This is a genomic window from Epilithonimonas sp. 33E, from assembly GCF_059372615.1.
This window is the reverse complement of sequence record NZ_CM182009.1, coordinates 3,601,730-3,625,624: the sequence shown is the minus strand read 5'-3', so window position 1 is coordinate 3,625,624 and position 23,895 is coordinate 3,601,730. Positions and strand designations below refer to the sequence as shown.

22 protein-coding genes and 1 riboswitch are annotated in these 23,895 nt (G+C 36.9%); of the genes, 14 read left to right on the top strand and 8 right to left on the bottom strand.

The features are described 5' to 3' along the window. Positions 1–20: 20 nt before the first annotated feature. Together AC5P2S_RS16660 and AC5P2S_RS16655 are read right to left on the bottom strand one after the other, a co-directional pair. Complete coding sequence (locus AC5P2S_RS16660; protein ID WP_494555665.1) at positions 21–2,627, bottom strand: MGH1-like glycoside hydrolase domain-containing protein; 2,607 nt, start codon at positions 2,625–2,627, stop codon at positions 21–23. Between the two features lie 285 nt (positions 2,628–2,912). Further along, entirely contained in the window at positions 2,913–3,719 is an 807-nt protein-coding gene (locus AC5P2S_RS16655; RefSeq protein WP_283416034.1) for a glucose 1-dehydrogenase, read from the bottom strand. A 173-nt stretch (positions 3,720–3,892) separates the two neighbouring features. Beyond that, a riboswitch (SAM riboswitch) is annotated at positions 3,893–3,997 on the top strand. A 52-nt stretch (positions 3,998–4,049) separates the two neighbouring features. Here AC5P2S_RS16655 and AC5P2S_RS16650 point away from each other — a divergent pair. The 10 genes from AC5P2S_RS16650 (at position 4,050) to AC5P2S_RS16605 (ending at position 15,684) form a co-directional block, all read left to right on the top strand. Beyond that, positions 4,050–4,997 carry an alpha/beta fold hydrolase gene (locus AC5P2S_RS16650; RefSeq protein ID WP_494555664.1) on the top strand — a complete coding sequence of 316 codons (948 nt, stop codon included), beginning with the start codon at positions 4,050–4,052 and terminating at the stop codon, positions 4,995–4,997. Next, positions 4,997–6,535: an ACT domain-containing protein gene (locus AC5P2S_RS16645; RefSeq protein WP_494555663.1), complete on the top strand. Its 1,539-nt coding sequence runs from the start codon at positions 4,997–4,999 to the stop codon at positions 6,533–6,535. The genes AC5P2S_RS16650 and AC5P2S_RS16645 overlap by 1 nt, the downstream gene beginning before the upstream one ends. A 126-nt stretch (positions 6,536–6,661) precedes the next feature. Then, the gene (locus tag AC5P2S_RS16640) at positions 6,662–7,822 is read left to right on the top strand and encodes an O-succinylhomoserine sulfhydrylase (RefSeq protein WP_494555662.1); all 1,161 of its coding nucleotides are present in this window, start codon (positions 6,662–6,664) and stop codon (positions 7,820–7,822) included. 26 nt (positions 7,823–7,848) lie between these two features. Further along, on the top strand, positions 7,849–8,103 hold the full coding sequence (locus AC5P2S_RS16635; protein WP_494555661.1) for a DUF8617 domain-containing protein: 255 nt from the start codon (positions 7,849–7,851) through the stop codon (positions 8,101–8,103). 68 nt (positions 8,104–8,171) lie between these two features. Continuing rightward, positions 8,172–9,185, top strand: a complete 1,014-nt coding sequence (locus AC5P2S_RS16630; RefSeq protein ID WP_494555660.1) for a homocysteine S-methyltransferase family protein — start codon at positions 8,172–8,174, stop codon at positions 9,183–9,185. A gap of 3 nt (positions 9,186–9,188) precedes the next feature. Continuing rightward, complete coding sequence (gene metH / locus AC5P2S_RS16625) at positions 9,189–11,870, top strand: methionine synthase (protein WP_494555659.1); 2,682 nt, start codon at positions 9,189–9,191, stop codon at positions 11,868–11,870. 24 nt (positions 11,871–11,894) lie between these two features. After that, the gene (gene metF / locus AC5P2S_RS16620; RefSeq protein ID WP_494555658.1) at positions 11,895–12,851 is read left to right on the top strand and encodes a methylenetetrahydrofolate reductase [NAD(P)H]; all 957 of its coding nucleotides are present in this window, start codon (positions 11,895–11,897) and stop codon (positions 12,849–12,851) included. A 57-nt stretch (positions 12,852–12,908) separates the two neighbouring features. Continuing rightward, a complete protein-coding gene (hutI, locus tag AC5P2S_RS16615) occupies positions 12,909–14,132 on the top strand; it encodes an imidazolonepropionase (RefSeq protein WP_494555657.1) in 1,224 nt (407 codons plus the stop codon). Positions 14,133–14,135: 3 nt separating this feature from the next. Continuing rightward, positions 14,136–15,050, top strand: coding sequence for a formimidoylglutamase (gene hutG / locus AC5P2S_RS16610; protein ID WP_494555656.1), 915 nt, complete (start codon positions 14,136–14,138; stop codon positions 15,048–15,050). A 7-nt stretch (positions 15,051–15,057) separates the two neighbouring features. Further along, positions 15,058–15,684 (top strand): HAD family hydrolase, encoded by a 627-nt coding sequence (locus AC5P2S_RS16605; RefSeq protein ID WP_494555655.1) that lies wholly within the window; start codon positions 15,058–15,060, stop codon positions 15,682–15,684. 54 nt (positions 15,685–15,738) lie between these two features. On the opposite strand, the gene AC5P2S_RS16600 is transcribed toward AC5P2S_RS16605, so the two are convergent. Continuing rightward, positions 15,739–16,305, bottom strand: a complete 567-nt coding sequence (locus AC5P2S_RS16600) for a DUF2911 domain-containing protein (RefSeq protein WP_494555654.1) — start codon at positions 16,303–16,305, stop codon at positions 15,739–15,741. Between the two features lies 1 nt (position 16,306). Then, positions 16,307–17,464 carry a methionine aminotransferase gene (locus AC5P2S_RS16595; protein ID WP_494555653.1) on the bottom strand — a complete coding sequence of 386 codons (1,158 nt, stop codon included), beginning with the start codon at positions 17,462–17,464 and terminating at the stop codon, positions 16,307–16,309. 76 nt (positions 17,465–17,540) lie between these two features. On the opposite strand from AC5P2S_RS16595, the gene miaA reads away from it, so the two are divergent. Then, the gene (gene miaA, locus AC5P2S_RS16590; RefSeq protein ID WP_494555652.1) at positions 17,541–18,452 is read left to right on the top strand and encodes a tRNA (adenosine(37)-N6)-dimethylallyltransferase MiaA; all 912 of its coding nucleotides are present in this window, start codon (positions 17,541–17,543) and stop codon (positions 18,450–18,452) included. Between the two features lie 45 nt (positions 18,453–18,497). Beyond that, entirely contained in the window at positions 18,498–19,055 is a 558-nt protein-coding gene (locus tag AC5P2S_RS16585) for a thioredoxin family protein (protein WP_283416047.1), read from the top strand. 29 nt (positions 19,056–19,084) lie between these two features. On the opposite strand, the gene AC5P2S_RS16580 is transcribed toward AC5P2S_RS16585, so the two are convergent. Genes AC5P2S_RS16580 through AC5P2S_RS16565 form a run of 4 tightly spaced genes read right to left on the bottom strand, consistent with a single transcriptional unit; the run spans position 19,085 to position 21,781 of the window. Further along, entirely contained in the window at positions 19,085–19,600 is a 516-nt protein-coding gene (locus AC5P2S_RS16580) for an NUDIX hydrolase (RefSeq protein WP_283416048.1), read from the bottom strand. A 19-nt stretch (positions 19,601–19,619) separates the two neighbouring features. Then, entirely contained in the window at positions 19,620–20,534 is a 915-nt protein-coding gene (gene xerD / locus AC5P2S_RS16575) for a site-specific tyrosine recombinase XerD (protein WP_283416049.1), read from the bottom strand. Positions 20,535–20,569: 35 nt separating this feature from the next. Beyond that, the gene (locus AC5P2S_RS16570) at positions 20,570–21,004 is read right to left on the bottom strand and encodes a deoxycytidylate deaminase (protein WP_283416050.1); all 435 of its coding nucleotides are present in this window, start codon (positions 21,002–21,004) and stop codon (positions 20,570–20,572) included. 9 nt (positions 21,005–21,013) lie between these two features. Then, positions 21,014–21,781, bottom strand: a complete 768-nt coding sequence (locus tag AC5P2S_RS16565) for an enoyl-CoA hydratase/isomerase family protein (RefSeq protein ID WP_494555651.1) — start codon at positions 21,779–21,781, stop codon at positions 21,014–21,016. Between the two features lie 126 nt (positions 21,782–21,907). Between AC5P2S_RS16565 and AC5P2S_RS16560 the strand changes: the two genes are divergently transcribed. Then, positions 21,908–22,312, top strand: coding sequence for a septal ring lytic transglycosylase RlpA family protein (locus AC5P2S_RS16560; protein WP_283416052.1), 405 nt, complete (start codon positions 21,908–21,910; stop codon positions 22,310–22,312). A gap of 126 nt (positions 22,313–22,438) precedes the next feature. Beyond that, on the top strand, positions 22,439–23,731 hold the full coding sequence (eno, locus tag AC5P2S_RS16555; RefSeq protein WP_283416053.1) for a phosphopyruvate hydratase: 1,293 nt from the start codon (positions 22,439–22,441) through the stop codon (positions 23,729–23,731). Positions 23,732–23,895 lie beyond the last annotated feature (164 nt).

Here is a 23,895-nt window from a genome sequence, read left to right as displayed (position 1 = left end):
AATCTGATAAGGTTTTTAGTTTATCGACTAGAAAGCCTCGGCTGAATCAACTTCGCCACCGTAGAAGTCCATCCGGTTTGATGGGAAGCACCAACACCGCGACCATTATCACCGTGGAAATATTCGAAGAACATAATGTAATCTTTGAAATGCGGGTCTTGGTTAAATTTCTCCACACCACCATTGAACGCCCTGTTTCCGTTTTTATCTTTCAGGAAAATGTTACAAAGTCTGTCACTGATATCTTTTGAAACTTCTTCCAGATTCTTTTGAACGCCACTTCCTTTCGGATATTCTATCGTCAATGCATCACCAAAAAAGAAATGGAAGCGTTGCAGACTTTCTACAATCAGGAAATTGATCGGGAACCAAATCGGTCCGCGCCAATTGCTGTTTCCACCGAACATTCGGCTGTCGCTTTCCGCAGGTGTATAATAAACCACGTGTTCCTGTCCGTGAACAGTGAATCGGAAAGGGTTTTCCTCATAAACCTTGGACATCGCACGGATTCCGTAATCACTTAGAAATTCAGATTCATCAACCAGCCTTGTCAAAACTTTGGTCAATCTTGTTTTTCTGAGAATACTTAAAAGATGCTTATTTCCTTCACCTTCAACATACCATTGGGAAACCAGTTTTGTCAGTTCTTGCTTATTTTTCAGAATCCATTCCATTCTTTTTTTGAATTCGGGAAGTTTTTCCAAGAGACTATGTTCCACAACTTCCACAGCAAACATCGGGATCAATCCAACAATGCTTCTCAGTTTCAGATTCACACTGTCTCCGTTGGAAAGCTGGAGTAAGTCGTAGAAAAATCCGTCCTCTTCGTTCCAAAGTCCTTGCTTGGCATCACCAATGTTTTCCATAGCTTCAGCGATATAAAGATAATGCTCAAAGAACTTAATGGCCATATCTTCATAAACCGGATTGTAAGTTGCCAGTTCCATTGCAATACGCATCATATTCAAGGCATACATCGCCATCCAACTGGTTCCATCGGCTTGTTCAAGATGTTCGCCGTCGCCCAATTCCATATTTCTATCGAACGCTCCGATATTATCCAGACCAAGGAATCCGCCTCCGAAAAGGTTATTTCCGTTGTAATCCTTCCGGTTAACCCACCAGGTGAAATTCAACAATAACTTCTGGAAAACTCTTTCCAGAAAAGCCAAATCCGGTTTTCCATTATTTTTTTCATCGATTTTAAAAACACGGAATGTTGCCCAGGCGTGAACCGGTGGATTCACATCATCAAAATTCCATTCATAGGCAGGTAATTGCCCATTCGGATGCATATACCATTCTTTGGTCAATGTAACCAATTGATTCTTTGCAAATTCCGAATCAATTACAGAAAAACTAACGCAATGGAATGCCAAATCCCAGGTTGCGTACCAGGGATATTCCCATTTATCGGGCATCGAGATGATGTCTTTGTTATGAAGATGTTCCCAGTCGCTGTTTCGTACGAAACCTTTTCTTTGGATCGGGAAATTAGGGTCGCCTTTCAGCCATTTTCCAATGTTGTAATGATAGAATTGTTTGTTCCAAAGCAAACCGGCAAAAGCCTGTCTTTGAACATTTTTCTCATCTTCATTATCGATGTCTTTCTGGATGTTGGCGTAAAATTCGTCGGCTTCCTGTTTTCGTCTCGAGACAATTTCATCAAAATCCCAGAACGCATCCTCCATAATATGAGGCGACAATCGGAATTCGAAAACCTTGTTGCTGTTCGCTTCTATGATTTCTTCACAATGAAGAGCAGCTTTTGTTCCAGTTTTAGAAGGATTTACAGTATCAAGACCTTTCGTAATATATTGATTGATTCCGTCCTTGAAAAAACCTTCTGTCTTCGGAAGATTGAATAATCTTGAACGATTCGTTTCATTCTCACAAAACAAGGCATCCACATTTCGGTTTCTGGAATATAACTTTTTGATGCTCAGACTATCGTGATGAACATCAATTTCGCCCGGCTTAGAAAAGCCAAATTTCGCTTTATAATCATTATAACCCCACATCCAGTTATTTCTGTACCAGACTGTTGGCAAAACCACGATTGGCGCAGATTTGTTACTTCTGTTATGGACATCGACCCTTATTAAAAAATCGTCTTCGCCGGCTTTTGCATATTCAATAAAGATGTCAAAATATTCATCATTGTCGAAGATTCCTGTGTCAATGATTTCATATTCCGGGTCTTTGTTGGAGCGTTGTGCATTTGTATTGATGAGGTCATCGTACGGAAACGCATTGATAGGATATTTGTAAACCATCTTCATGTAGCTATGAGACGGCGTGTTGTCGAGATAATAAAAGATTTCCTTGATATCTTCGCCGTGATTTCCCTGATAATTGCTCAATCCGAAAAAACGTTCCTTGACTCTGCAATCATTTTTATTCCAGAAAGAAAGCGCAAAGCACAATTGCTGTTTCTCATCAGAGATTCCTGCGATGCCTTCCTCAGCCCATCGGTAGGTCCAGGCTTCCGCTGTATCATGACCGGTAAATCCCCACGCATCGCCGTTGGTACTGTAATCTTCGCGTACATTTCCCCATTGGCGATGGCTCACGTAAGGTCCCCACTTTTTCCAATTAGGATTTTTTAATTTTTCTTCTTCATTCATTTTTCTAATTATTTTTCGACAATAATTATTCTTTTTATTAGGAGCAACACGGTTGTACCTTTGCTAGAACATCCCAACCCGCTGTCCACTATATCTTTTTTGTCATTGCGAACAACGTGAAGCAATCTGTTGAACTTATCGACCATCGCAATAACAAAAAAGGATGCCGTTCCCATCGGGGCTATGTTGAGGTTTTGCTTCTTTGATTATATAAATGATAGTTGATAAATAATAATTGATACAGCATAATGAAATCATTTATCACTTATCATTCATCATTCATAATCACCCGTTATCCGCAAAACTTTCCAGCGTTGTCATTCCGCCATCCACATAGATACTCGCACCGGTAATATAATCCGAATAATCACTTGCCAAAAATACGGCTAAATTCCCAATATCTTCCGGTTGCCCGATTCTGTCATACGGAATCAGCGTCATTAGCGCATCAAGAGATTTTTCATTATCCCAAGCCGATTTGTTGATTGGTGTTTGGATAGCACCGGGACAAATATTATTCACACGGATTTTTTGTTTCCCATATTCCTGTGCCAGCGTTTGCATCAGCATTCTAAGCGCACCTTTGCTGGAAGCATAATTAGCGTGTCCGGCCCAAGGGATTGTTTCGTGAACGCTGCTGATGTTGATGATTTTTCCCAATGCTTTGGATTTATCGGTCATTCCGCGTTTTAAGAATTCTTTAATCGCTTCCCGCGAACAAAGAAATTGTCCTGTAAGATTGACATCAATCACTTTTTGCCATTGTTCCAGAGTCATATCAACAAAGGCTGCGTCTTGCTGTAAACCGGCATTATTAATGAGAATATCAACGGTTCCGTATTGATTAATAGTCGTTTGAAACATCGCCAAAACTTGGTCTTCCTTACTCACATCACATTGAATAATCAATCCTTCGCCACCGTTTTCCTCAATGGTTTTCAGGGTATCTTCAGCTTCCGGACGAGAATGTTCCGATGAATGATTCACGATAACAATGGCTCCGGATTTTGCCAGACTGATAGCGATTCCTTTTCCTATTCCGCTGCTGGAACCTGTAACAATAGCAACTTGTTTATTAAGATTAATGTTCATTGTTTATTTTTTTGGTGAAGTTGGTTAAGCAAATATTGTACACAATTGCTGTTATAAATTTCTTAAATTGGATTGTTAATAAAAAATTTATACTGACTTTTTTCAGTTTATTTGGAAAAATAACAATTTCTTATCTATCTTTGCGCCCAGATTTGTTCATTCACATATTGAAAATGTTATCGAGAAAGGTGGAGAGATTAGACTCTGTGAAACCTTGGCAACCCTTCGGGAACGAAGAAGGTGCTAAATTCTATCTGCAATGGCAGAAAAGATAACCTAGACATTTATTCTACATTTCCTGTAGCATTTTCAATTTTTTACAAGACAAAATTGGAAAACAAGCTACAACATATCAACATTCAACACTTCGAAACTCAGAACGGAAAAGTTCTCGATATCCCGTTAAGCTATCAGCTTTTCGGAAAAGAACTGTATTCGGCTCCAATTGTTTTGATCAATCACGCTTTGACGGGAAACTCTGATGTTGCCGGCGAAAACGGCTGGTGGAAATCTTTGGTTGGAGAAGGAAAAGTGATTGATACTAATCAATTTACAATTATCTGTTTCAATATTCCAGGCAATGGTTTTGACGGATTTTTCATTGATAAATATGAAGATTTCACAGTTCAGGATATTGCATCGGTTTTTCTGCAAGGATTGCAAAAACTTAAAGTCAAAAAATTATTCGCTTTGGTTGGAGGCTCAATTGGAGGCTCAATCGGTTGGGAAATGCTGGCTTTAGACAATAATTTAGTCGAAAAATTCATCCCGGTTGCAACAGATTTCAAAACGTCGGATTGGTTGCATTCTCAATGTCTGGTTCAGAAATTTTTATTAGAATCAGAAGATAAGCCTCTTGAAAAAGCCAGAGTTCACGCCATGTTATGCTACAGAACACCGGAATCACTTAACTCAAGATTCAACCGGGAAATCGATTCCGAAAAGAAAATTCTGAAATCTCACGACTGGCTCAATTTTCACGGAAAACGATTAAGCGAAAGGTTTAGTTTAAAGGCTTACAAACTCGTTAATCATCTTCTGATGAACATTAATGGAAAGCAAAATGAATTGGAAAATATCAATGCAGAGATCCATTTAGTAGCAGTAGATTCGGACCTTTTTTATCCCGCTTTTGAAATTAAGAATACTTACGATTTTTTACTAAATAAAAACAGAAATGTTCAGTATCACGAAATAAAATCTATTCACGGACACGACGCTTTCCTGATGGAATACCAACAACTGAACACAATTTTAAAACCTATTTTTTTGAACTGATGACAGACAAGAACGCAATTAATATTTATAGAAACAAAGCTTTAGTGAATTTCGAAGGAAAAGATTTCCTTGGACAAATCGGCGTGGATTCACGTATTTTTAATGCTTTGAATGGAGGCGGAATCAGCGTTGGTGTAATTTCCCAGCAAGCGATTGAAAACGGAATTTCTGTCTTGGTTGATGAAGATGATGCGCAGGATGCAGTGGATGTTTTGAAAAAAGAATTTGAAAAAGAAAAATCGGAAGGTCACGTCAGCAATATTTATAGTATTGAAAATCTTAGTGTGATCGGATTTGTTTCGGATAATTATAACAAGATTTTATCAGAGCTTCAGAGAAATAAAATTTTCCCTTTGTTGTTGAGTCAAATCGCTTCTGCCGGAAGAGTCAACATTGTTGTAACCGGAAATCAGACCGAAATCACAAAAAATATCATCGAAACCGATATCTACGGAAAACCGAAGACCGTTCATCTTGCGTTAATTGGTCACGGTAATGTTGGCGGAACTTTGGTTGAGCAGATTCTGGATTCAGCTTATGATATTCTTAATCGTAAAAGAGTGGATTTGAAAATCGTTGCAATTGCCAATTCAAGAAAAGTAGCTTTCAACAAAGCAGGTTTCGGAAGTGATTGGAGACAAAAAATCAAATATTCTCAAACAGAATCCAGTGTCCAGTCTTTGGTAGATTTTGCAAACGAACATCATTTGGAAAATTTGGTAATGGTAGATAATACAGCGAGTAAGGATTTTGTGAAAAATTATCCGGTTTTTGTGGAAAATGGTTTTGATGTCGTTGGTTCCAACAAAATCTACAACACATTACCGATTGCAGAATATAGGAATTTCAGAAAATTATTAGAAAAAAATAAAAAGAAATATCTTTATGAAACCAATGTTGGTGCTGGTTTGCCTTTGATTGATACTATCAAGCTTCTGCATCTTTCAGGCGAAAATATCACAAGAATTAAAGGTGTTTTCTCTGGAACATTGAGCTATGTTTTCAATAATTTTTCGCTTCGTAATGACAAATTTTCAACGATTATCAACGAAGCTTTGGAAAAAGGTTTCACAGAACCGGATCCGCGCGAAGATCTATCGGGAAATGATGTTGCAAGAAAACTGTTGATTCTGGCAAGAGAACTTGATTTGATTAATGAATTTGATGATATCAATATTCAGAATCTTGTTCCTGAAAGTTTGTTGTCTGTTTCTAAAGAAGAATTTCTTTCAAGATTGGAAGAATTAGATTCCGAATATCAGAAAATCAAAGAAAACCAGAAATCTGACCACGTCCTAAGATATGTCGGCGATTTGCACGGCGATTTACAAAAAGAAAAGGGTGAATTGGATGTGAAACTAATTTCCGTTCCAGCCAATTCGGCATTAGGACAACTAAAAGGTTCAGATTCTATTTTCGAAATCTATACAGAAAGTTACGGCGAGAATCCGATTGTCATTATGGGAGCCGGAGCCGGAGCAAAAGTGACTGCCAGAGGTGTTTTCGGAGATATTTTAAGACTTAGTGAAACCAAATAAATTAAATTAATGTAACAATATAAAAGTGTAGCAATTTACCAATTCTTATAAGCAGTGTCATTCTGAACGAAATGAAGAATCTCATTGTTACATTGGTAAATTATTACATTGGTAAATTAAAATTTTATGGAAAATTTTGAAACACAAGCCATAAGAATCCAAACCGAAAGAACTCAGTTTGACGAACATTCCACGCCATTATATCTCACTTCAAGCTTCGTTTTTGAAGATGCAGAAGATATGCGTGCGAGTTTTGCGGAAGAAAAAGACAAGAATCTTTACAGCCGTTTCAGCAATCCCAACGTTACCGAATTTGTAGATAAGATTGTGAAAATGGAAGGTGCAGAATCCGGTTACGCTTTTGCAACGGGAATGGCGGCGATTTATTCAACATTTGCAGCTTTGCTTGATGCGGGCGACCATATTGTGAGCTGTCAGTCGGTGTTCGGTTCCACTCATACGTTGTTCACCAAATATTTCCCGAAATGGAATATCGAAACGTCTTATTTCAAAGCAGAAGATGCGGAAAACGTAGAACAATATATCCAACCAAATACAAAAATATTATATCTGGAAACACCAACAAATCCCGCAATTGAAGTTTTGGATTTGGAATTTTTCGGACAGATTGCTAAAAAACACAATCTGATTTTCATCGTTGACAACTGTTTTGCAACACCTTACTTACAACAACCGATTAAATACGGAGCAGATATTGTCGTCCATTCCGCAACAAAACTGATTGACGGTCAAGGTCGTGTTCTCGGCGGCGTTGCTGTTGGAAAAGCTGATTTGATTCGCGAGATTTATCTGTTTGCAAGGAACACAGGTCCGGCGATGTCACCGTTCAACGCTTGGGTTTTGAGCAAAAGTCTGGAAACTTTGGCGATTCGGGTAGAGAAACATTGCGAAAACGCATTGAAAGTGGCCGAGTTTCTGGAAAATCATCCCAATGTAGAATTGGTAAAATATCCGTTCCTGAAATCTCATCCGAGCTATGAAATTGCCCAAAAACAAATGAAATTAGGCGGAAACATCGTGGCTTTCGAAATCAAAGGTGGAATTGAAGGCGGACGAAATTTCCTAAACAGAATTAAGATGTGTTCCCTTTCCGCCAACTTGGGAGATACGAGGACGATTGTTACGCATCCCGCTTCCACAACACATTCCAAACTTTCTGACGAGGAGAGAAACGAAGTTGGAATTACTGCCGGATTGGTACGTTGTTCCGTTGGATTGGAAAATATTGATGATATTATTAATGATTTGAAACAGGCTTTAGATTAAAACTTTATTACATATTTATAATTAAGATGCCTAAATATATTTGTAAGTGCGAAAACATAATCAACTTAAGCGATATACCTAGTCCAAATCAATTATTATTAATCGAAGACAAGGATTATGATAAATATTTTGGAAATATTGATGCTGAAAAATTATATCAAGATATGAATTTAGTTGTCAGATGTCCAGATTGTAAAAGACTTTATATTTTTGAAAATGGATATGATAAAGAGCCTATTGTATATCAAATAGAAAAAGGAAATTGGAATAAAAATGATTAATAAGTCATTTCTGAAATGTATATAATACCTTGTCGTTTCTTTTAGTAATGATAAAATTAAATTAAAAAATGAAAAATTCAGAACAATTATATAAAGCACTGAAAAACAGAATCCTCATCCTAGACGGAGCAATGGGAACGATGATTCAGCGCTATAATTTCACTGAGGAAGATTACCGCGGAGAACGATTCAAAGACTGGAAATCGCCATTGAAAGGAAACAATGATTTGCTGTCTCTCACGCAACCTGAAGCTATTGAAGAAATTCATAGAAAATATCTTTTGGCAGGCGCAGATATCATCGAAACCAATACATTTTCCGGAACAACCATTGCAATGGCGGATTATCATATGGAAAATCTGGTTTACGAACTAAACTATGAATCTGCCAAAATTGCTAAAAAAGTCTGTGATGAATTTACCGCTCAGAATCCTGATAAACCGAGATTTGTAGCAGGTTCCATCGGACCAACCAACAGAACGGCAAGCCTTAGTCCGGACGTCAATGACCCAGGTTACAGAGCCATCACTTTTGACGAACTCAGATTGGCGTACAAACAACAAGCAGAAGCTTTGCTCGACGGAGGTTCCGACATTCTTTTGGTTGAAACAATCTTCGATACTTTGAATGCAAAAGCGGCACTTTTTGCCATTGATGAAATAAGAGAAGAACGCAATATCACTATTCCAATTATGGTTTCAGGGACGATTACCGATGCTTCCGGAAGAACGTTGAGCGGACAAACAGCCGATGCGTTTTTGATTTCCGTTTCTCATATGGATTTGATAAGTGTAGGCTTCAACTGTGCTTTAGGAGCAAAACAATTGACACCTTATCTGGAAATTCTTGCCAATCAAACAGATTTCGGAATCTCTGCTTATCCAAATGCCGGTTTACCGAATGCTTTCGGTCAGTACGACGAAACTGCGGAGCAAATGGCCAATCAGGTGGAAGAATATTTAGAAAAAGGATTAATTAATATCATCGGTGGCTGTTGTGGAACAACCCCGGACCATATCAACGCCATTGCTGATTTGGCAAAAAATTATAAGCCGAGACAATTATCGGCAATTAGTCAATAATTTATGGAAACAGATTGTAAAAGAAAATATCTGAAATTATCAGGCCTCGAGCCTTTAATTATAACTCCCGAATCCAACTTTATCAATGTTGGAGAGAGAACCAACGTTGCTGGTTCCAAAAAATTTCTTCGATTAATTAAAGAAGAAAAATATGCCGAAGCACTCGATATTGCAAGAAATCAGGTGGAAGGCGGTGCCCAGATTTTGGACGTCAATATGGATGACGGACTTTTGGACGGGAAAACCGCAATGGTCAGATTTCTTAATTTGATTGCTTCTGAGCCAGATATTGCAAGAATCCCGATTATGATAGATTCCTCAAAATGGGAAATTTTGGAAGCTGGATTACAAGTCGTTCAGGGAAAGCCTGTTGTGAATTCCATTAGTTTGAAAGGAGGTGAAGAAGAATTCATCAAGCAGGCAAAAGCGATTAAAAGATATGGCGCAGCGGCCATTATTATGGCTTTTGATGAGGTTGGACAAGCCGATAATTACGAAAGAAGAATCGAAATTTCCAAAAGGTCTTATGATATTTTGGTGAATCAGGTTGGTTTTCCTTCCGAAGATATTATTTTCGATCTCAATATTTTCCCTGTTGCGACAGGAATGGACGAACACCGCAGAAACGCGATTGACTTTATCGAAGCAACACGCTGGGTTCGTACCAATCTTCCAAACGCTTCAGTAAGTGGAGGCGTTTCCAATGTTTCATTTTCCTTTCGTGGAAATGATTCTGTGAGAGAAGCAATGCATTCTGTTTTCCTTTACCACGCCATAAAAGCGGGGATGAATATGGGAATCGTGAATCCAACGATGTTGGAAGTATATGACGAAATTCCAAAAGATTTGCTGGAATTGGTGGAAGATGTAATGCTTGACAGAAAAGACGATGCGACAGAAAAATTGCTCGATTATTCCGAAAAACATAAATCCACAAAAAAAGAAAAAACCGAAGACCTCGCTTGGAGAGAGCAGGATTTACAATCGAGAATTACTCATGCTTTAGTAAAAGGAATTGATCGTTTTATAGAAGAAGATACAGAGGAAGCTAGAAAAACTTCAAAACGACCGCTTGATGTGATTGAGATAAATCTGATGACAGGAATGGGCGTTGTCGGCGACCTTTTCGGAAGCGGAAAAATGTTCTTGCCTCAGGTTGTAAAATCGGCGAGAGTAATGAAAAAAGCGGTGGCTTATCTTCAGCCTTTCATCGAAGCAGAAAAAGACCAGACTCAAAAATCCAACGGAAAAGTTCTTATGGCAACAGTGAAAGGCGATGTTCACGATATCGGGAAAAATATTGTAAGCGTGGTTTTGGGTTGTAATAATTATGAGATTGTAGATTTGGGCGTGATGGTTCCGGCAGAAAAAATAATTCAGACGGCCATTGATGAAAAAGTGGACGTGATTGGATTAAGCGGATTGATTACACCAAGTCTGGACGAGATGGTTCATATTGCAGACGAACTGGAACGTAAGAATCTGAATTTTCCTTTATTGATAGGTGGTGCGACAACATCTAAAGCGCATACAGCTGTAAAAATTTCGCCTAAATATTCTAACACCGTTGTTCACGTGAACGATGCATCCAGAGCAGTTGGTGTTGTGAGTTCTCTTTTAAACAGAGATAAATCCAATGCTTATGCTTTGGAAATTAGAAAGGATTATGATGAATTCCGTGAAAAATTCCTGAACCGACAAGTTGATAAAGAGTATGTTCCGATTGCAGAAGCGCGTGAGAAAAAATTCAAAATCGATTGGGAAAATGAAATTATTCCAACACCTAAAAAATTAGGAATCACAATCATCAAAGACCAAAATCTGGATGATTTAGTTGGATACATTGACTGGTCACCGTTTTTCAGAAGCTGGCAATTGTTTGGGAAATTCCCTGAAATTTTGACTGATAATGTTGTTGGAGAACAAGCAACGATTTTGTTTAATGAAGCGCAGATAATGCTCAAGAAAATTTTGAAAGAAAAGAGTTTTGAAGCAAAAGGTATTTTCGGAATTTTCCCAGCGAATGCAAATGAACAGGACGATATTTTGGTTTATGATGACAATCAGAATGTGATTTCGACTTTCAGAACTTTGCGTCAGCAACATAAAAAATCAGAAGGGAAAGAATATTTTGCTTTAAGTGATTTTATTGCACCAGAGAATTCCGGAAAACAGGATTACATTGGTGCTTTCTGTGTTTGTACAGGTTTTGGAGCGGACGAATTGGCAAAAGAATATGAAGACCAAAATGACGATTACAATGCAATTATGGTAAAAGCTTTGGCTGACCGTTTCGCAGAAGCCTTTGCTGAATATCTTCACAAAAAAGTCAGAACCGAATATTGGGGCTATTCTGAAAATGAAATTTTGGAAAATGAAGATTTAATCAAAGAAAAATATCTCGGGATTCGTCCTGCGCCGGGTTATCCGGCTTGTCCGGACCATTTGGAAAAGCTGACGATTTGGGATTTATTGAAAGTCGAAGAAAATATCGACGTGACTTTGACAGAAAGTTTGGCGATGTTTCCTACAGCAGCGGTTTCCGGCTATTATTTCGCAAATCCAAAATCCAAATATTTTGGTGTCGGGAAAATCGATGAAGACCAACTGAAAGATTTTGCCGAAAGAAAAGGTATCGAATTAGATTATGCCAGAAAATGGCTGGCTCCGAATTTGGCTGATTAAACTTTGAATTTTGAATTTAAATAAATGAAAATTACTGACCATATAAAAAACGCCAGCGGCAAAACACTTTTTTCTTTTGAAATTGTTCCGCCTCAAAAAGGAGTTGGAATCGCCGATTTATATAAGAACATCGACCCGTTGATGGAATTCAAACCGCCATTTATAGATGTTACAACTTCTCGGGAAGAATATATTTTTCTTGAAAGAGGAAATGGTTTGATGGAGCGAAAAATCACAAGAATGCGCCCTGGAACTTTAGGAATTTGCTCAGCGATTCAGAATAAATATAATGTAGATACCGTACCTCACGTTCTTTGCGGTGGATTTACAAAAGAAGAAACCGAATATCTTTTGGTAGATTGTATGTACTTGGGAATTAATAACATTGTTGCTTTGCGAGGTGATGCGATGAAAGGTGAAAAATATTTTGAACCTTCTGTTGGCGGACACAAATATGCTTCGGATTTGGTGAAACAGATTCATGATTTGGGAATCGGAGAATATCTTCACGGCAAGATAGAATCGGACGTTGATAACAGTTTTTGCATTGGTGTTGCGGGTTATCCTGAAAAACATATTGAAGCACCTTCTATGAATTATGACCTTCAGATGTTGAAGAAAAAAGTAGAAGCAGGCGCAGATTATATTGTAACTCAAATGTTCTTTGATAACCAGAAATTCTTCGATTTTGTAAAGCAAGCCAGAGAAATTGGGATTGACGTTCCGATTATTCCGGGAATCAAACCGATTGCTACCAAAACACATTTGCAAATGCTGCCACAGGTTTTTAAAATCGATTTACCGGAAGCTCTAATTAATGAAGTTTTAAAATGCAAAACTAATAATGATGTTCGCGAAGTTGGTATTGAATGGGCAATTAACCAGAGCAAGGAATTGTTGGATTTCGGAATTCCTGTTCTTCACTTTTATTCGATGGGAAAAAGCGATAATATTCTGAAGATTGGAAGAGAAGTTTTTTAAGATAAAAAGAGGTGTGATTTGCATCTCTTTTTTTAATTTTACGATTCAAGATCATATATGAAATTAACAGGTCCTTTCAAGCAAATCATTACACTCAATAATCTTCCACTGAAGGGAAAATTACAAGACGAATCTTTAGAAATAATTCCCAATGGCGGAATTTTAACAGAAAATAGAAAAATTTTAGAAGTCAACGATTTTGATTTATTAAAACAAAAATTTCCAAATTCCAAAATTGATTTGATTGAAAGTGAACAAATTGCACTTCCGGCTTTTGTGGATGCGCACACACATATTTGCTTCGGAGGAAATCGTGCCAACGACTTTGCAATGCGAAATGCTGGGAAATCGTATCTCGATATTGCAGAATCCGGTGGCGGAATTTGGAGTTCTGTTCAGCATACAAGACAAGCTTCCGAAAATGATTTAGTTAATGGAATTCTTGAACGTGTCAATATTTTATTAAATCAAGGCATTACAACAATCGAGATAAAAAGTGGTTACGGATTGAATGTTGAGGAAGAACTCAAAATGCTTCGAGCCATAAAAAAGACTCAGGACAAAACAAAAGCGACATTGGTTCCAACTTGTCTGTCAGCTCATCTTAAGCCAAGGGATTTTGAAGGGACATCAGAGGAATATCTCAATTATATTTTGGATGAAATTCTACCAAAAGTAAAAGAAGAAAACCTTGCCAACCGGGTTGACATCTTCATAGAAAAGTCAGCGTTTCAGCCAGAAGAGAGTGAAATATTTCTTGAAAAAGCAAAACAATTAGGCTTTCAAATCACAGTACATGCTGACCAATTTACTGCAGGTAGTTCAAGGATAGCTGTTGAAGTTGGCGCAAAATCTGCCGACCATTTGGAAGCCACGATTGATGAGGATATTAATTTTTTGGCCAACTCTAATACTGTGGCGATTGCTTTACCTGGTGCAAGCTTAGGTTTAGGCGAACCGTTTGCTCCGGCTAGAAAAATTCTGGATAAAGGTGGGATTTTAGCAATCGCAACTGATTGGAACCCGGGTTCTGCTCCAATGGGAAATCTCGTTACTCAAGCTTCTATTTTGGCAACTTATCAGAAGCTGACTACAGCTGAGGTTTTAGCTGCAATAACTTTCCGAGCGGCCTATGCTTTGGATTTAGAAGACAGAGGAGTTTTGTCTGAAGGTAAAAAAGCAGATTTCATCACATACGAAACGGATAATTTCCAGAATATCCTTTATCATCAGGGAAGTTTGAAACCGAAAAATATTTATATCAACGGAGAAAAAATCTAAATTATGTTTGAATGGACGGGCCGTTTTGATGGCGAAGAAGAATTGTACCACAGGATTTTTCAAAGAGTAACAACAGAATCGGCTTATGAAAATATTAATCCTAAGGATTTCGTTTTACACGGTTTTGCTGTGGATGAAGGTGTAAAACGTAACAAAGGTAGAATAGGAGCACAGGAAGCACCGGATTTGATTAGAAAAAATATGTCCAATTTTCCTGTTGTCAATTCTGGATTTTCACTGAAAGATTTTGGAAACATCAAATGTGAGAATAATGACCTTGAAGCAACTCAGGATTTATTAGCCGAAAAAGTTTCGAAAGTACTTTTAAAACAAGCGAAATCTGTTGTTTTAGGTGGCGGACATGAGGTTACTTTTGCACATTATTCCGGAATTAGAAAAGCTTTCCCAAATCAAAAGATCGGAATTATCAATTTCGATGCTCACTTTGATAACCGCGAGCCGGAAAACGATTTGGCAACTTCCGGAACGGGATTTTGGCAAATTGCTCAGGAAGACGAGATTCACTCATTACATATTGGAATTCAGAAAAATAGTAATACCAGAAAGTTGTTCGAAAGTGCGGATAATTTCGGAATGAAATATATTCTCGCTGACGAAATCTACTCCGAAAATCTTCCAAATCTGATGTTTACCATTAATTCATTTTTGGAAGATGTGGACATTGTTTATGTCACCATTTGTATGGATGTTTTCAATGCCTCCATTGCGCCTGGCGTCAGCGCGCCGGCTTATAATGGGATTTTTGCCGATCGCCAATTTATGCAGATCTACCGTCATATTTTATCTTCAGAAAAAACAAATGCACTGGATGTTGCAGAAGTGAATCCCAATTTTGATATACAGGAAAGAACCGCAAGACTGGCTGCAAGTCTTGTGAACGAATGGTTTATGATTTAGATAAATTATGAAGAAAAGAGACAGTATTATTTTTGACTTGGACGGAACACTTTGGAATGCTTCGGAAACTGTGGTCAAAGCTTTTAACGACAGTATTCATGCGATTGGATTTGACATCAATGTCACATCTCAGACCGTGAGAGATTTTTCAGGAATGAAGATGGATGACATTTTCTCGCAATATTTCGGTTTTGTTCCAAAAGAAAAACTGAAAGAATTTGAAAGAATTTATGCTCATAAAGAGAGCCAATATCTTAAAGAATCTGGCGGTGAATTATTTCCCAAAGTCAAAGAAACACTAGAAAAATTAGCACAAAATTACAGACTTTTCATTGTCAGCAATTGTATGAAAGGCTACATCGAGAACTTCATCGGGTTTTTTAGTTTTGAAGGTCTGTTTGAAGATTTTGAATGTTTCGGCAACTATGGTTTGCCAAAAGACAAGAACATCAGGCTGATTGTAGAAAGAAATAATTTGCAGAATCCGGTCTATGTTGGCGATACGATTTGGGACAAAGAATCTTCGGAAAAAGCTGGCGTTGATTTTATTTATGCTGCTTACGGTTTTGGAAAAATTGAAAATTCAAAAACTCAGATTCAAAATTTCGAAGATTTAATTACATTAGAATTTTAAAAATTAAAGCCTTATCAATTGGACAAGGCTTTAATTATTAGAGATCGTTGAAGATTATTTAAACTCAATTGGAAATTTAACCTGCGTATTATCCCAGCCAGCGTACAAATCCGCTCCGGATTTTGTCTGTACAAAAGTCACAGAAAAATATTCGATTGGGGGAGACGTTTTTTCAACCGGAACATTGAATCTCACTACATCTTTACTTTTGTCATAGAAATAGGCACCCCATTTATCTATATCAGAATTGATAACAATAGTCCATTCTTTTTCAAATGGAATGGCAAAAATACTGTAAGTTCCGGCAGGGATTTCTTTTCCGCCAATTACAACAGGCGTGTAAAATTTGATTTCAGAATTTTCATTGGCTCCAAATCTCCAGATATCTCCATATTTAATAAGGTTTCCAAAAACAACTCTGCTCTTTTTTTGCGGACGGGAATAAACCACTTTTACTTTCGGAGTTTCTGTTTTAGATGAAGCTGCCTGAATTGGATAATAAGCCGCATCCATAGGACTCACATCTACAGAAGAATAGTTCAATTTTGTCGGGTCTAATTTTGCTTGTGAAAATGTGCTAACTCCTACTAACAAAGAAGCGGCAATGATTAGGTTTTTCATATTACATTTTAATTTTTAATAATTTTTCTATAGCTCTATCCAATGTTTCCTGTTTTTTTGCAAAACAAAAACGGATGACTTTTTCATCGGTTTTATCTATGTAAAAGGCAGAAAACGGGATGGTTGCTACTTTATATTCTTTGGTTAACCAGTAGCAAAAATCCTTGTCTTGCTTATCAGAAATTGCGCCAAAATTAGCAGATAAAAAATAAGTTCCTTCACAATCCAGTAATTGGAAAGGCGTTTCTTTCAAAGCATTTTTAAGATAATCTCTTTTAGTTTGGAAAAATGTTGATACTGATTTGAAGTTATCAACATTTTGTAAATATTTAGAAATTGCAAATTGTGCCGGCGTGTTCACACAAAACACGTTGAACTGATGAACTTTTCTGAACTCTTTCATCAGATCCGAAGGCGCGCAAACATAACCTATTTTCCAGCCAGTGATATGCAACAATTTCCCAAAAGAGCCAACTATGAAAGTTCGTTCTTTCAGCTCAGGATATTTGGCTAAAGTCAGATGAGGTTTTTCGTCAAAAGTGATGCTTTCGTAGACTTCATCGCTCAGAATAATGATGTTAGTGTTTTTTACAATCGCAATCAGTTCATCAATATCTTTTTGTTTTAAGATTTTTCCGGAAGGATTATTCGGGTTGTTGATAATAATCATCTTGGTTTTTTCAGAAACCAGATTTTTGACTTCGCTCCAATTAATTTTGTAATCAGGATAAAGCATTTTGACATTTTTGACGATACCGCCATTCAGAATAATTGCAGGCTCGTAGCAATCGTAAGCAGGCTCGAAAATAATGACTTCATCATCCTTTTTTACAAATGCAGAAATAATCGTAAAAATCCCCTGAGTAGCTCCAGCCGTTACATTAATCTCAGAATCCGGATGGTAATCTGCTTGATATTGAAGATTGAATTTTCTTGAGATTTCTTCCCGCAGTTCCTTGATTCCAAACAAAGGTGCGTATTGATTATGACCTTGTTTTGCAAAATCACCGAGATATTGGATTAAATTTTCATCAGGCTGATAATCCGGAAATCCCTGAGAAAGATTAACTGCATTTTCCTGTTGTGCTAATAAGCTCATTTCTGTGAAAATCGTAGTTTTCACATCAGGAAGTTTGGAGTTGGGTAATCTGAAAGCCATTCTGATTGTAAAAATAAGTAATTATTACATTAAAAAATCAAAATAATGATTTTGTAAATTTGCAAAAAAATTTTTGTTGAAACGTCTCATCTCCATTATCGGAACTACAGGAATCGGGAAAACCCGGTTGGCAATCGACTTGGCGAAACATCTCGATACCGAAATTATTTCATGTGACTCGCGCCAGTTCTATAAAGAAATGAAAATTGGAACAGCAATGCCCACCGATGAAGAGTTAGCTGAAGCGAAACATCATTTTGTGGCTAATCTTAGTGTCAACGATTATTATTCAATCGGTCAATATGAAGTTGATGCGCTGAAAAAACTTGATGAAATTTTCTCTCAAAAAGATGTCGCCATAATGGTCGGAGGTAGTGGGATGTATGAAAAAGCTGTTGTGGAAGGGATGAATGACTTGCCTGAAGCGGATGCTGAAAATCAACAAAAATTACTATCAATTTGGGAAAATGTAGGAATTGAAGCTTTGCAAAAATTGCTTGAAGAATTAGATCCTAATTATTTTTCAATTGTAGATAAAGACAATCCCAGGCGTTTATTACGAGCTATTGATATCATCTGGCAAACCGGAAAAACCTACACCGAAAATCTTAGTGCACCAAAAGATAAAAGGAATTTTAAAACTATCCGAATCGGAATTGATGCGCCAAGAGAAGTCATTTATGAAAGAATCAATCTTCGTGTTGATAAAATGATAGAGAAAGGATTGCTGGAGGAAGTGAGAGGTTTGATTGCTGATAGAGACAGAGTGGCTCTACAAACGGTAGGATATTCAGAATTATTCCGATATTTTGATGGAGAATGGGATTTGGATTTCGCTATCGAGGAAATCAAGAAAAATTCCCGTCGGTACGCCAAGCGACAAATCACGTGGAACAAAAAACTGGATAATGTAAATTGGGTCAACTATGATAATTCTCTGCAAGAAGCATTATCTTTGCTGGAAAAATTAAGTAATTCGGAGATTTAGTAATTTCTTAATCACAAAATATTTTAATCTTTTTAAATCAAACTTATGTCAAATACACCTTCAAATATGCTGGCTCTGGGAACAAAAGCTCCAGATTTCAAGCTTCCTAATCCTTCAAAAAATAATGAATTACAAAGCCTTGAATCTTTGAAAGGGAAAAAAGGAACTTTGGTTGTTTTTATGTGCAACCATTGTCCGTTCGTTCTTCATATTATTGATAAATTGGAGGAACTGTATGAAGATTACAAATCCCAGGGAATCGAGTTTATTGGGATTAATTCTAACGATGTTGAAAGATATCCTGCAGATTCTCCGGAGATGATGGTTGATTTTGTAGATGAAAGAAATATCAAATTTCCTTATTTATATGATGAATCACAAGATGTTGCAAAAGCTTTTGATGCGGCTTGTACGCCGGATTTTTACTTCTTTGATGAAAATCTAAGTTTAATTTATCGTGGTCAAATGGATGACTCTCGACCAGGAAATCAGAAGGAAATTACAGGTGAAGATTTGGTTGTAGCCTTTGAAAATCTTTTAGCTGGTGCGGAGCAGGAAGAGTTCCAGAGACCAAGTTTGGGTTGTAATATCAAATGGAAATAAAAAAAACCGGAACTAATTTCCGGTTTTTATTAAAGTTTATCGATGTAATTTTTAAGAAATCTTTTCTGAGATTCGAAAGCAATTTGATCCAAGTCAAGTTCAGAAGCTTTTATCCAAATGGCTTCGGATATTTCTGATTCCTCCAATTTAATTTCGAATTTTTCCTCAGTTTCATATAAAAAGAACATATCCAAAGTATTGTAATCAATATTTTTATAAGGATATATGTTCGGTTGGCTTCCCAGATATGTGAATTTGTCAGGGTTTATAATTAATCCCAATTCTTCATTCAGCTCTCGTTCACAGGTTTCTTCAGAACTTTCTTTCGGGTCTGTAAAACCACCTGGCAAATCCCATTTTCCTTTTCCCGGCTCTTGGTTCCGAACCGTGAAAAATAATTCATCTTTATGCTTTATAATGACTGCAACAGCTGCAGCAGTATTATGATATAGGACAAAATCACAATTGCTGCAGCTCCATTTGGTGATATTATTCCATAATAATTTTTCCTGACCGCATTTGGGACAGAATCTTAAATTTTCCATTGGATAAATTTAAGAAAAACTATGATGATACATTTCTGTTCCTTGGATGAAAATTCAGAATAACATCTCTTAATTCTTCTGTTTTCAAATGGGTATAGACCTGGGTTGTTGTAATACTGCTGTGTCCCAACATCTCCTGAATAAATCTCAGATCAGCTCCATTCTGTAACAAATGTGTTGCAAAGGAATGCCTGAAAGTGTGTGGAGAAATACTCTTGTTGATTCCGGCTTTCTGGGTCAATTCTTTGATAATTATAAAAACAATTACTCTGGACATATTGGTTCCCCTGCTATTCAGAAAAAGCACATCCTCGTGTTTTTTATTAATCTTTGTTTTATTTCTAACAGTCTGGATATAATCCTTGATAAAATCAGCTGTTGTTCTTGCAAGAGGAACTAATCTTGTTTTTTCACCCTTACCTTCAACGATAATAAAATTTTCTTTGAAATTGATATTTGATATTTTCAGGTCAACCAGCTCAGATACGCGCAGACCACAACCGTAAAGCACTTCCAGGATACATTGGTTTCTTTTTCCTGTGTCAGTATTAGAATCGATGCAGTTAATAATTCTGTTGATGTCTTCTTCACTAAGAGTATCCGGCAGATAAAGCCCTAATTTTGGACCTTCCAATAGGGTTGCAGGATTATCATCCCTGTATTCTTCTTCCAGAAGGAATTTAAAAAATGCCTTGATAGAAGAAATACCTCTGGCTTGTGATCTTTCACTGATTTTCTTTTTGGAAAGCTGATAGATGAACTCCTGAAGATTCTGATAAGTGATGTTTTGAGGAGAAACTTCTCCTAAGTCATTAATAGCAAAGTTCTCTAACTTTTTGATGTCTCTGATATACGCATCAAGTGTATTGTCGGAGAAGCTTTTCTCAAATTTTAGAAAATTTGAGAAGTCTGTAATTTTTTCTGACCAATCCATATTTGTGTTTTTATTATTTAAGAATTTTTATTTTTTCATGTATAATTATATAATTCTTGTTCTGTGATATTTAAAATTTCAATCCCGGCATTTGTTAGAAATTCTAATCCGCTATCATCAGAATAGCCTGTCATATAGACAACTTTTCGGATTCCGGATTGCAAAATCAGCTTACTACACTCTTTGCAAGGTGACATTGTTATATATAACGTTGCATCTTTACAAGATTGTGTGCTGCTGGCTATTTTGAGTATCGCATTGGCTTCTGCATGTAGGACAAACCAGTTTGTTTTTCCATTTTCATCTTCACAATTATTTTCAAAGCCGGAAGGTGTTCCATTATATCCGTCAGAAATGATCATTCTGTCTTTTACGATAAGAGCCCCGACTTTTTTTCTTTTACAATAAGAAAGATTTGCCCATTCGGTTGCCATTTTCAAATAAGCAATGTCAAATTTATTATAATTCATTCTGCAAATCTAATTGAAAACCGGTTTTCTTTTTTCAATAAATGCAGAAACTCCTTCTTTGAAATCCTCCTGAGAAAATAATTCTCCAAAATAATTGATTTCGCTGTCCATGCCATTGTCATTTTCACTTGCATTAACGGCTTTGATTGCTTTTTCAATTCCTGCCGGAGAATTTTTAGCAATTTGTGAAGCCAGCTCAATCGATTTTGGAATTAGATCTTCCAAAGAAAAAACTTCATTGACCAATCCGATCGACTTCGCTTTCTCAGCAGAAATCATTTTGGCGGAAAAAATCATCTCATTCGCAATTCCCTTTCCAATCAGTTTTGGTAATCTCTGAGTTCCGCCATAACCGGGAATTAATCCTAAGGTTACTTCCGGTAAACCTAATTTTGCATTTTCAGAAGCATATCTGATATGACAGGACAAGGCCAGTTCCAGTCCGCCACCCAATGCAAAACCGTTGATTGCAGCAATGACCGGTTTGTTGAGGTTTTCTATCTTTTGGAAAACCAAATGTCCTCTTTTTGACAATTCCTTTGCCTGCTCTTGGCTGAAAGCTGAAAATTCTTTGATATCAGCACCGGCAACAAAAGATTTTTCTCCACTTCCAGTTATTATAACACAGTTTACCGTTTTTTCTGATGCTAAAAAATCAAATACGTTATCAAGATCATTGAAAACCTGTGCATTTAGAGCATTCAGACTATCTGGCCTGTTGATGGTTACAACTGCAATTTTATTATCTATTGTTAATTTTATACTTTCGTAATTCATTTAAAAAAGCAAATATATTTCTGTATCTAAGCGATATAAAAATCTAAGTTAGAAATTTGTGCAAAATAAACAAAATATTAATGAATATTTAACATTTTAATAAATATTTTTTAAATCAATCTTAAAATGATGGCTGAAAATTTAAACAGATTAATTGAAAAAACCTTTAAAACATACATTTTTGCCATTCTTTTATTTGCTATTTCTTGCGGCAGCAGAAGTTCATCTGGCAGCAGTTCAGGATACAAATCCACGACGGTTTCTTATTATGCAGATAAATTTGATGGGAAGAAGACGGCAAGCGGAGAAATATACAGACATTCTAAAATGACAGGTGCTAACAAAATGCTGCCTTTTGGAACAAAAGTAGAAATTGTTAATATAGAAAATGATAAATCGGTTATCATTATTATAAATGACAGAGGTCCGCTTAAGCCTTCCAGAGAATTTGATGTCAGCCAGGGTGCATTTAAAAAAATTGCGAACCTGAATGAAGGGATCATTAAGATTAAATACAGAATTCTTAAATAATTGCTTTTTTCATAGGTGATAAATGTTAAGAAATGATTCATCACATAATATTTTAAAAATGTTTAAATTTGCAATGCTTTTGAAAAAGCAGACAAATAAAAATCTTAAAAAAACAACATCAAGACAATGAGTTACATTTCATTTATCGAAGCAAGACAGATTCTAGATTCCAGAGGGAATCCTACTATAGAAGTAGATGTTTTCACAGAAAACGGAGCAATGGGACGTGCAGCTGTACCTTCCGGTGCATCTACAGGTGAACACGAAGCGGTAGAACTGAGAGACGGAGCGCCGGAATTCTTAGGAAAAGGGGTTTTGAAAGCCGTTGAAAATGTAAAAGAAGTTATCGCTCCGGAATTAATAGGTCTTCCCGTTTTCGAACAAAATCTGATTGATGCTATAATGATCGATCTTGATGGAACTTCTAATAAAGGAAAATTAGGTGCTAATGCAATTCTGGGTGTTTCTTTAGCCGCTGCAAAAGCTGCAGCAGCTGAATTAAGAATGCCTCTTTACAAATATGTTGGTGGTGTAAACGCTAACACGCTTCCTGTTCCAATGATGAACGTAATCAACGGTGGATCTCACTCAGATGCGCCAATCGCTTTTCAGGAATTTATGGTAATGCCAGTAAAGGCAGATTCTTTCTCTCATGCTTTGAGAAAAGGAACTGAGATCTTCCACAGCTTAAAATCAATTCTTCACGGTAGAGGCTTATCTACTGCTGTAGGTGACGAAGGTGGATTTGCGCCAACTTTCACAGGAACTGAAGATGCTTTGGATACCCTGTTACAGGCTATCGAAAAAGCAGGATACAAGCCGGGTGATGATGTTATGATCGCTCTTGATTGTGCGGCTTCAGAATTCTATAAAGATGGAATCTATGATTACAGAAAATTCCAGACTCCGGATGCCGCTCAGTTTACAAGCAGTGAGCAGGTTTCTTATTTAGCAGAATTAGCAAACAAATACCCAATTATCTCTATCGAAGATGGTATGCAGGAAAACGACTGGGAAGGCTGGAAATTGTTGACTGAAAAAATCGGTGACAGAGTTCAGCTGGTTGGTGATGATTTGTTTGTGACTAATGTTGAAAGACTTTCCAGAGGTATCAAAGAAAATACAGCTAACTCTATCCTTGTAAAAGTTAACCAAATCGGTTCTCTTTCCGAAACAATGGCTGCAGTACAAATGGCCCAGCAAAACAAATATACAACAGTGATGTCCCACAGATCCGGTGAAACCGAAGATTCTACAATTGCGGATCTTGCGGTAGCTCAAAACTGTGGACAGATCAAAACAGGATCTGCTTCCAGATCGGACAGAATGGCGAAATACAACCAATTATTGAGGATTGAAGAAGCTCTTGGAGAAACTGCAATCTTCCCAGGTTTGGACGCGTTCAAAATCAAAAGATAATTTTTAACAAAAATTTATAATTTAAGGCATCTGGAGTTTTTCAGATGCTTTTTATTTTTTATTCGATTGAAAATCAAATTGTTAATATTATAGATTTTTAGTAAATAATTATTTTTTTTGTTCAATTATTGCTATTAATAGAATCGATTGTGAGATATGACTTT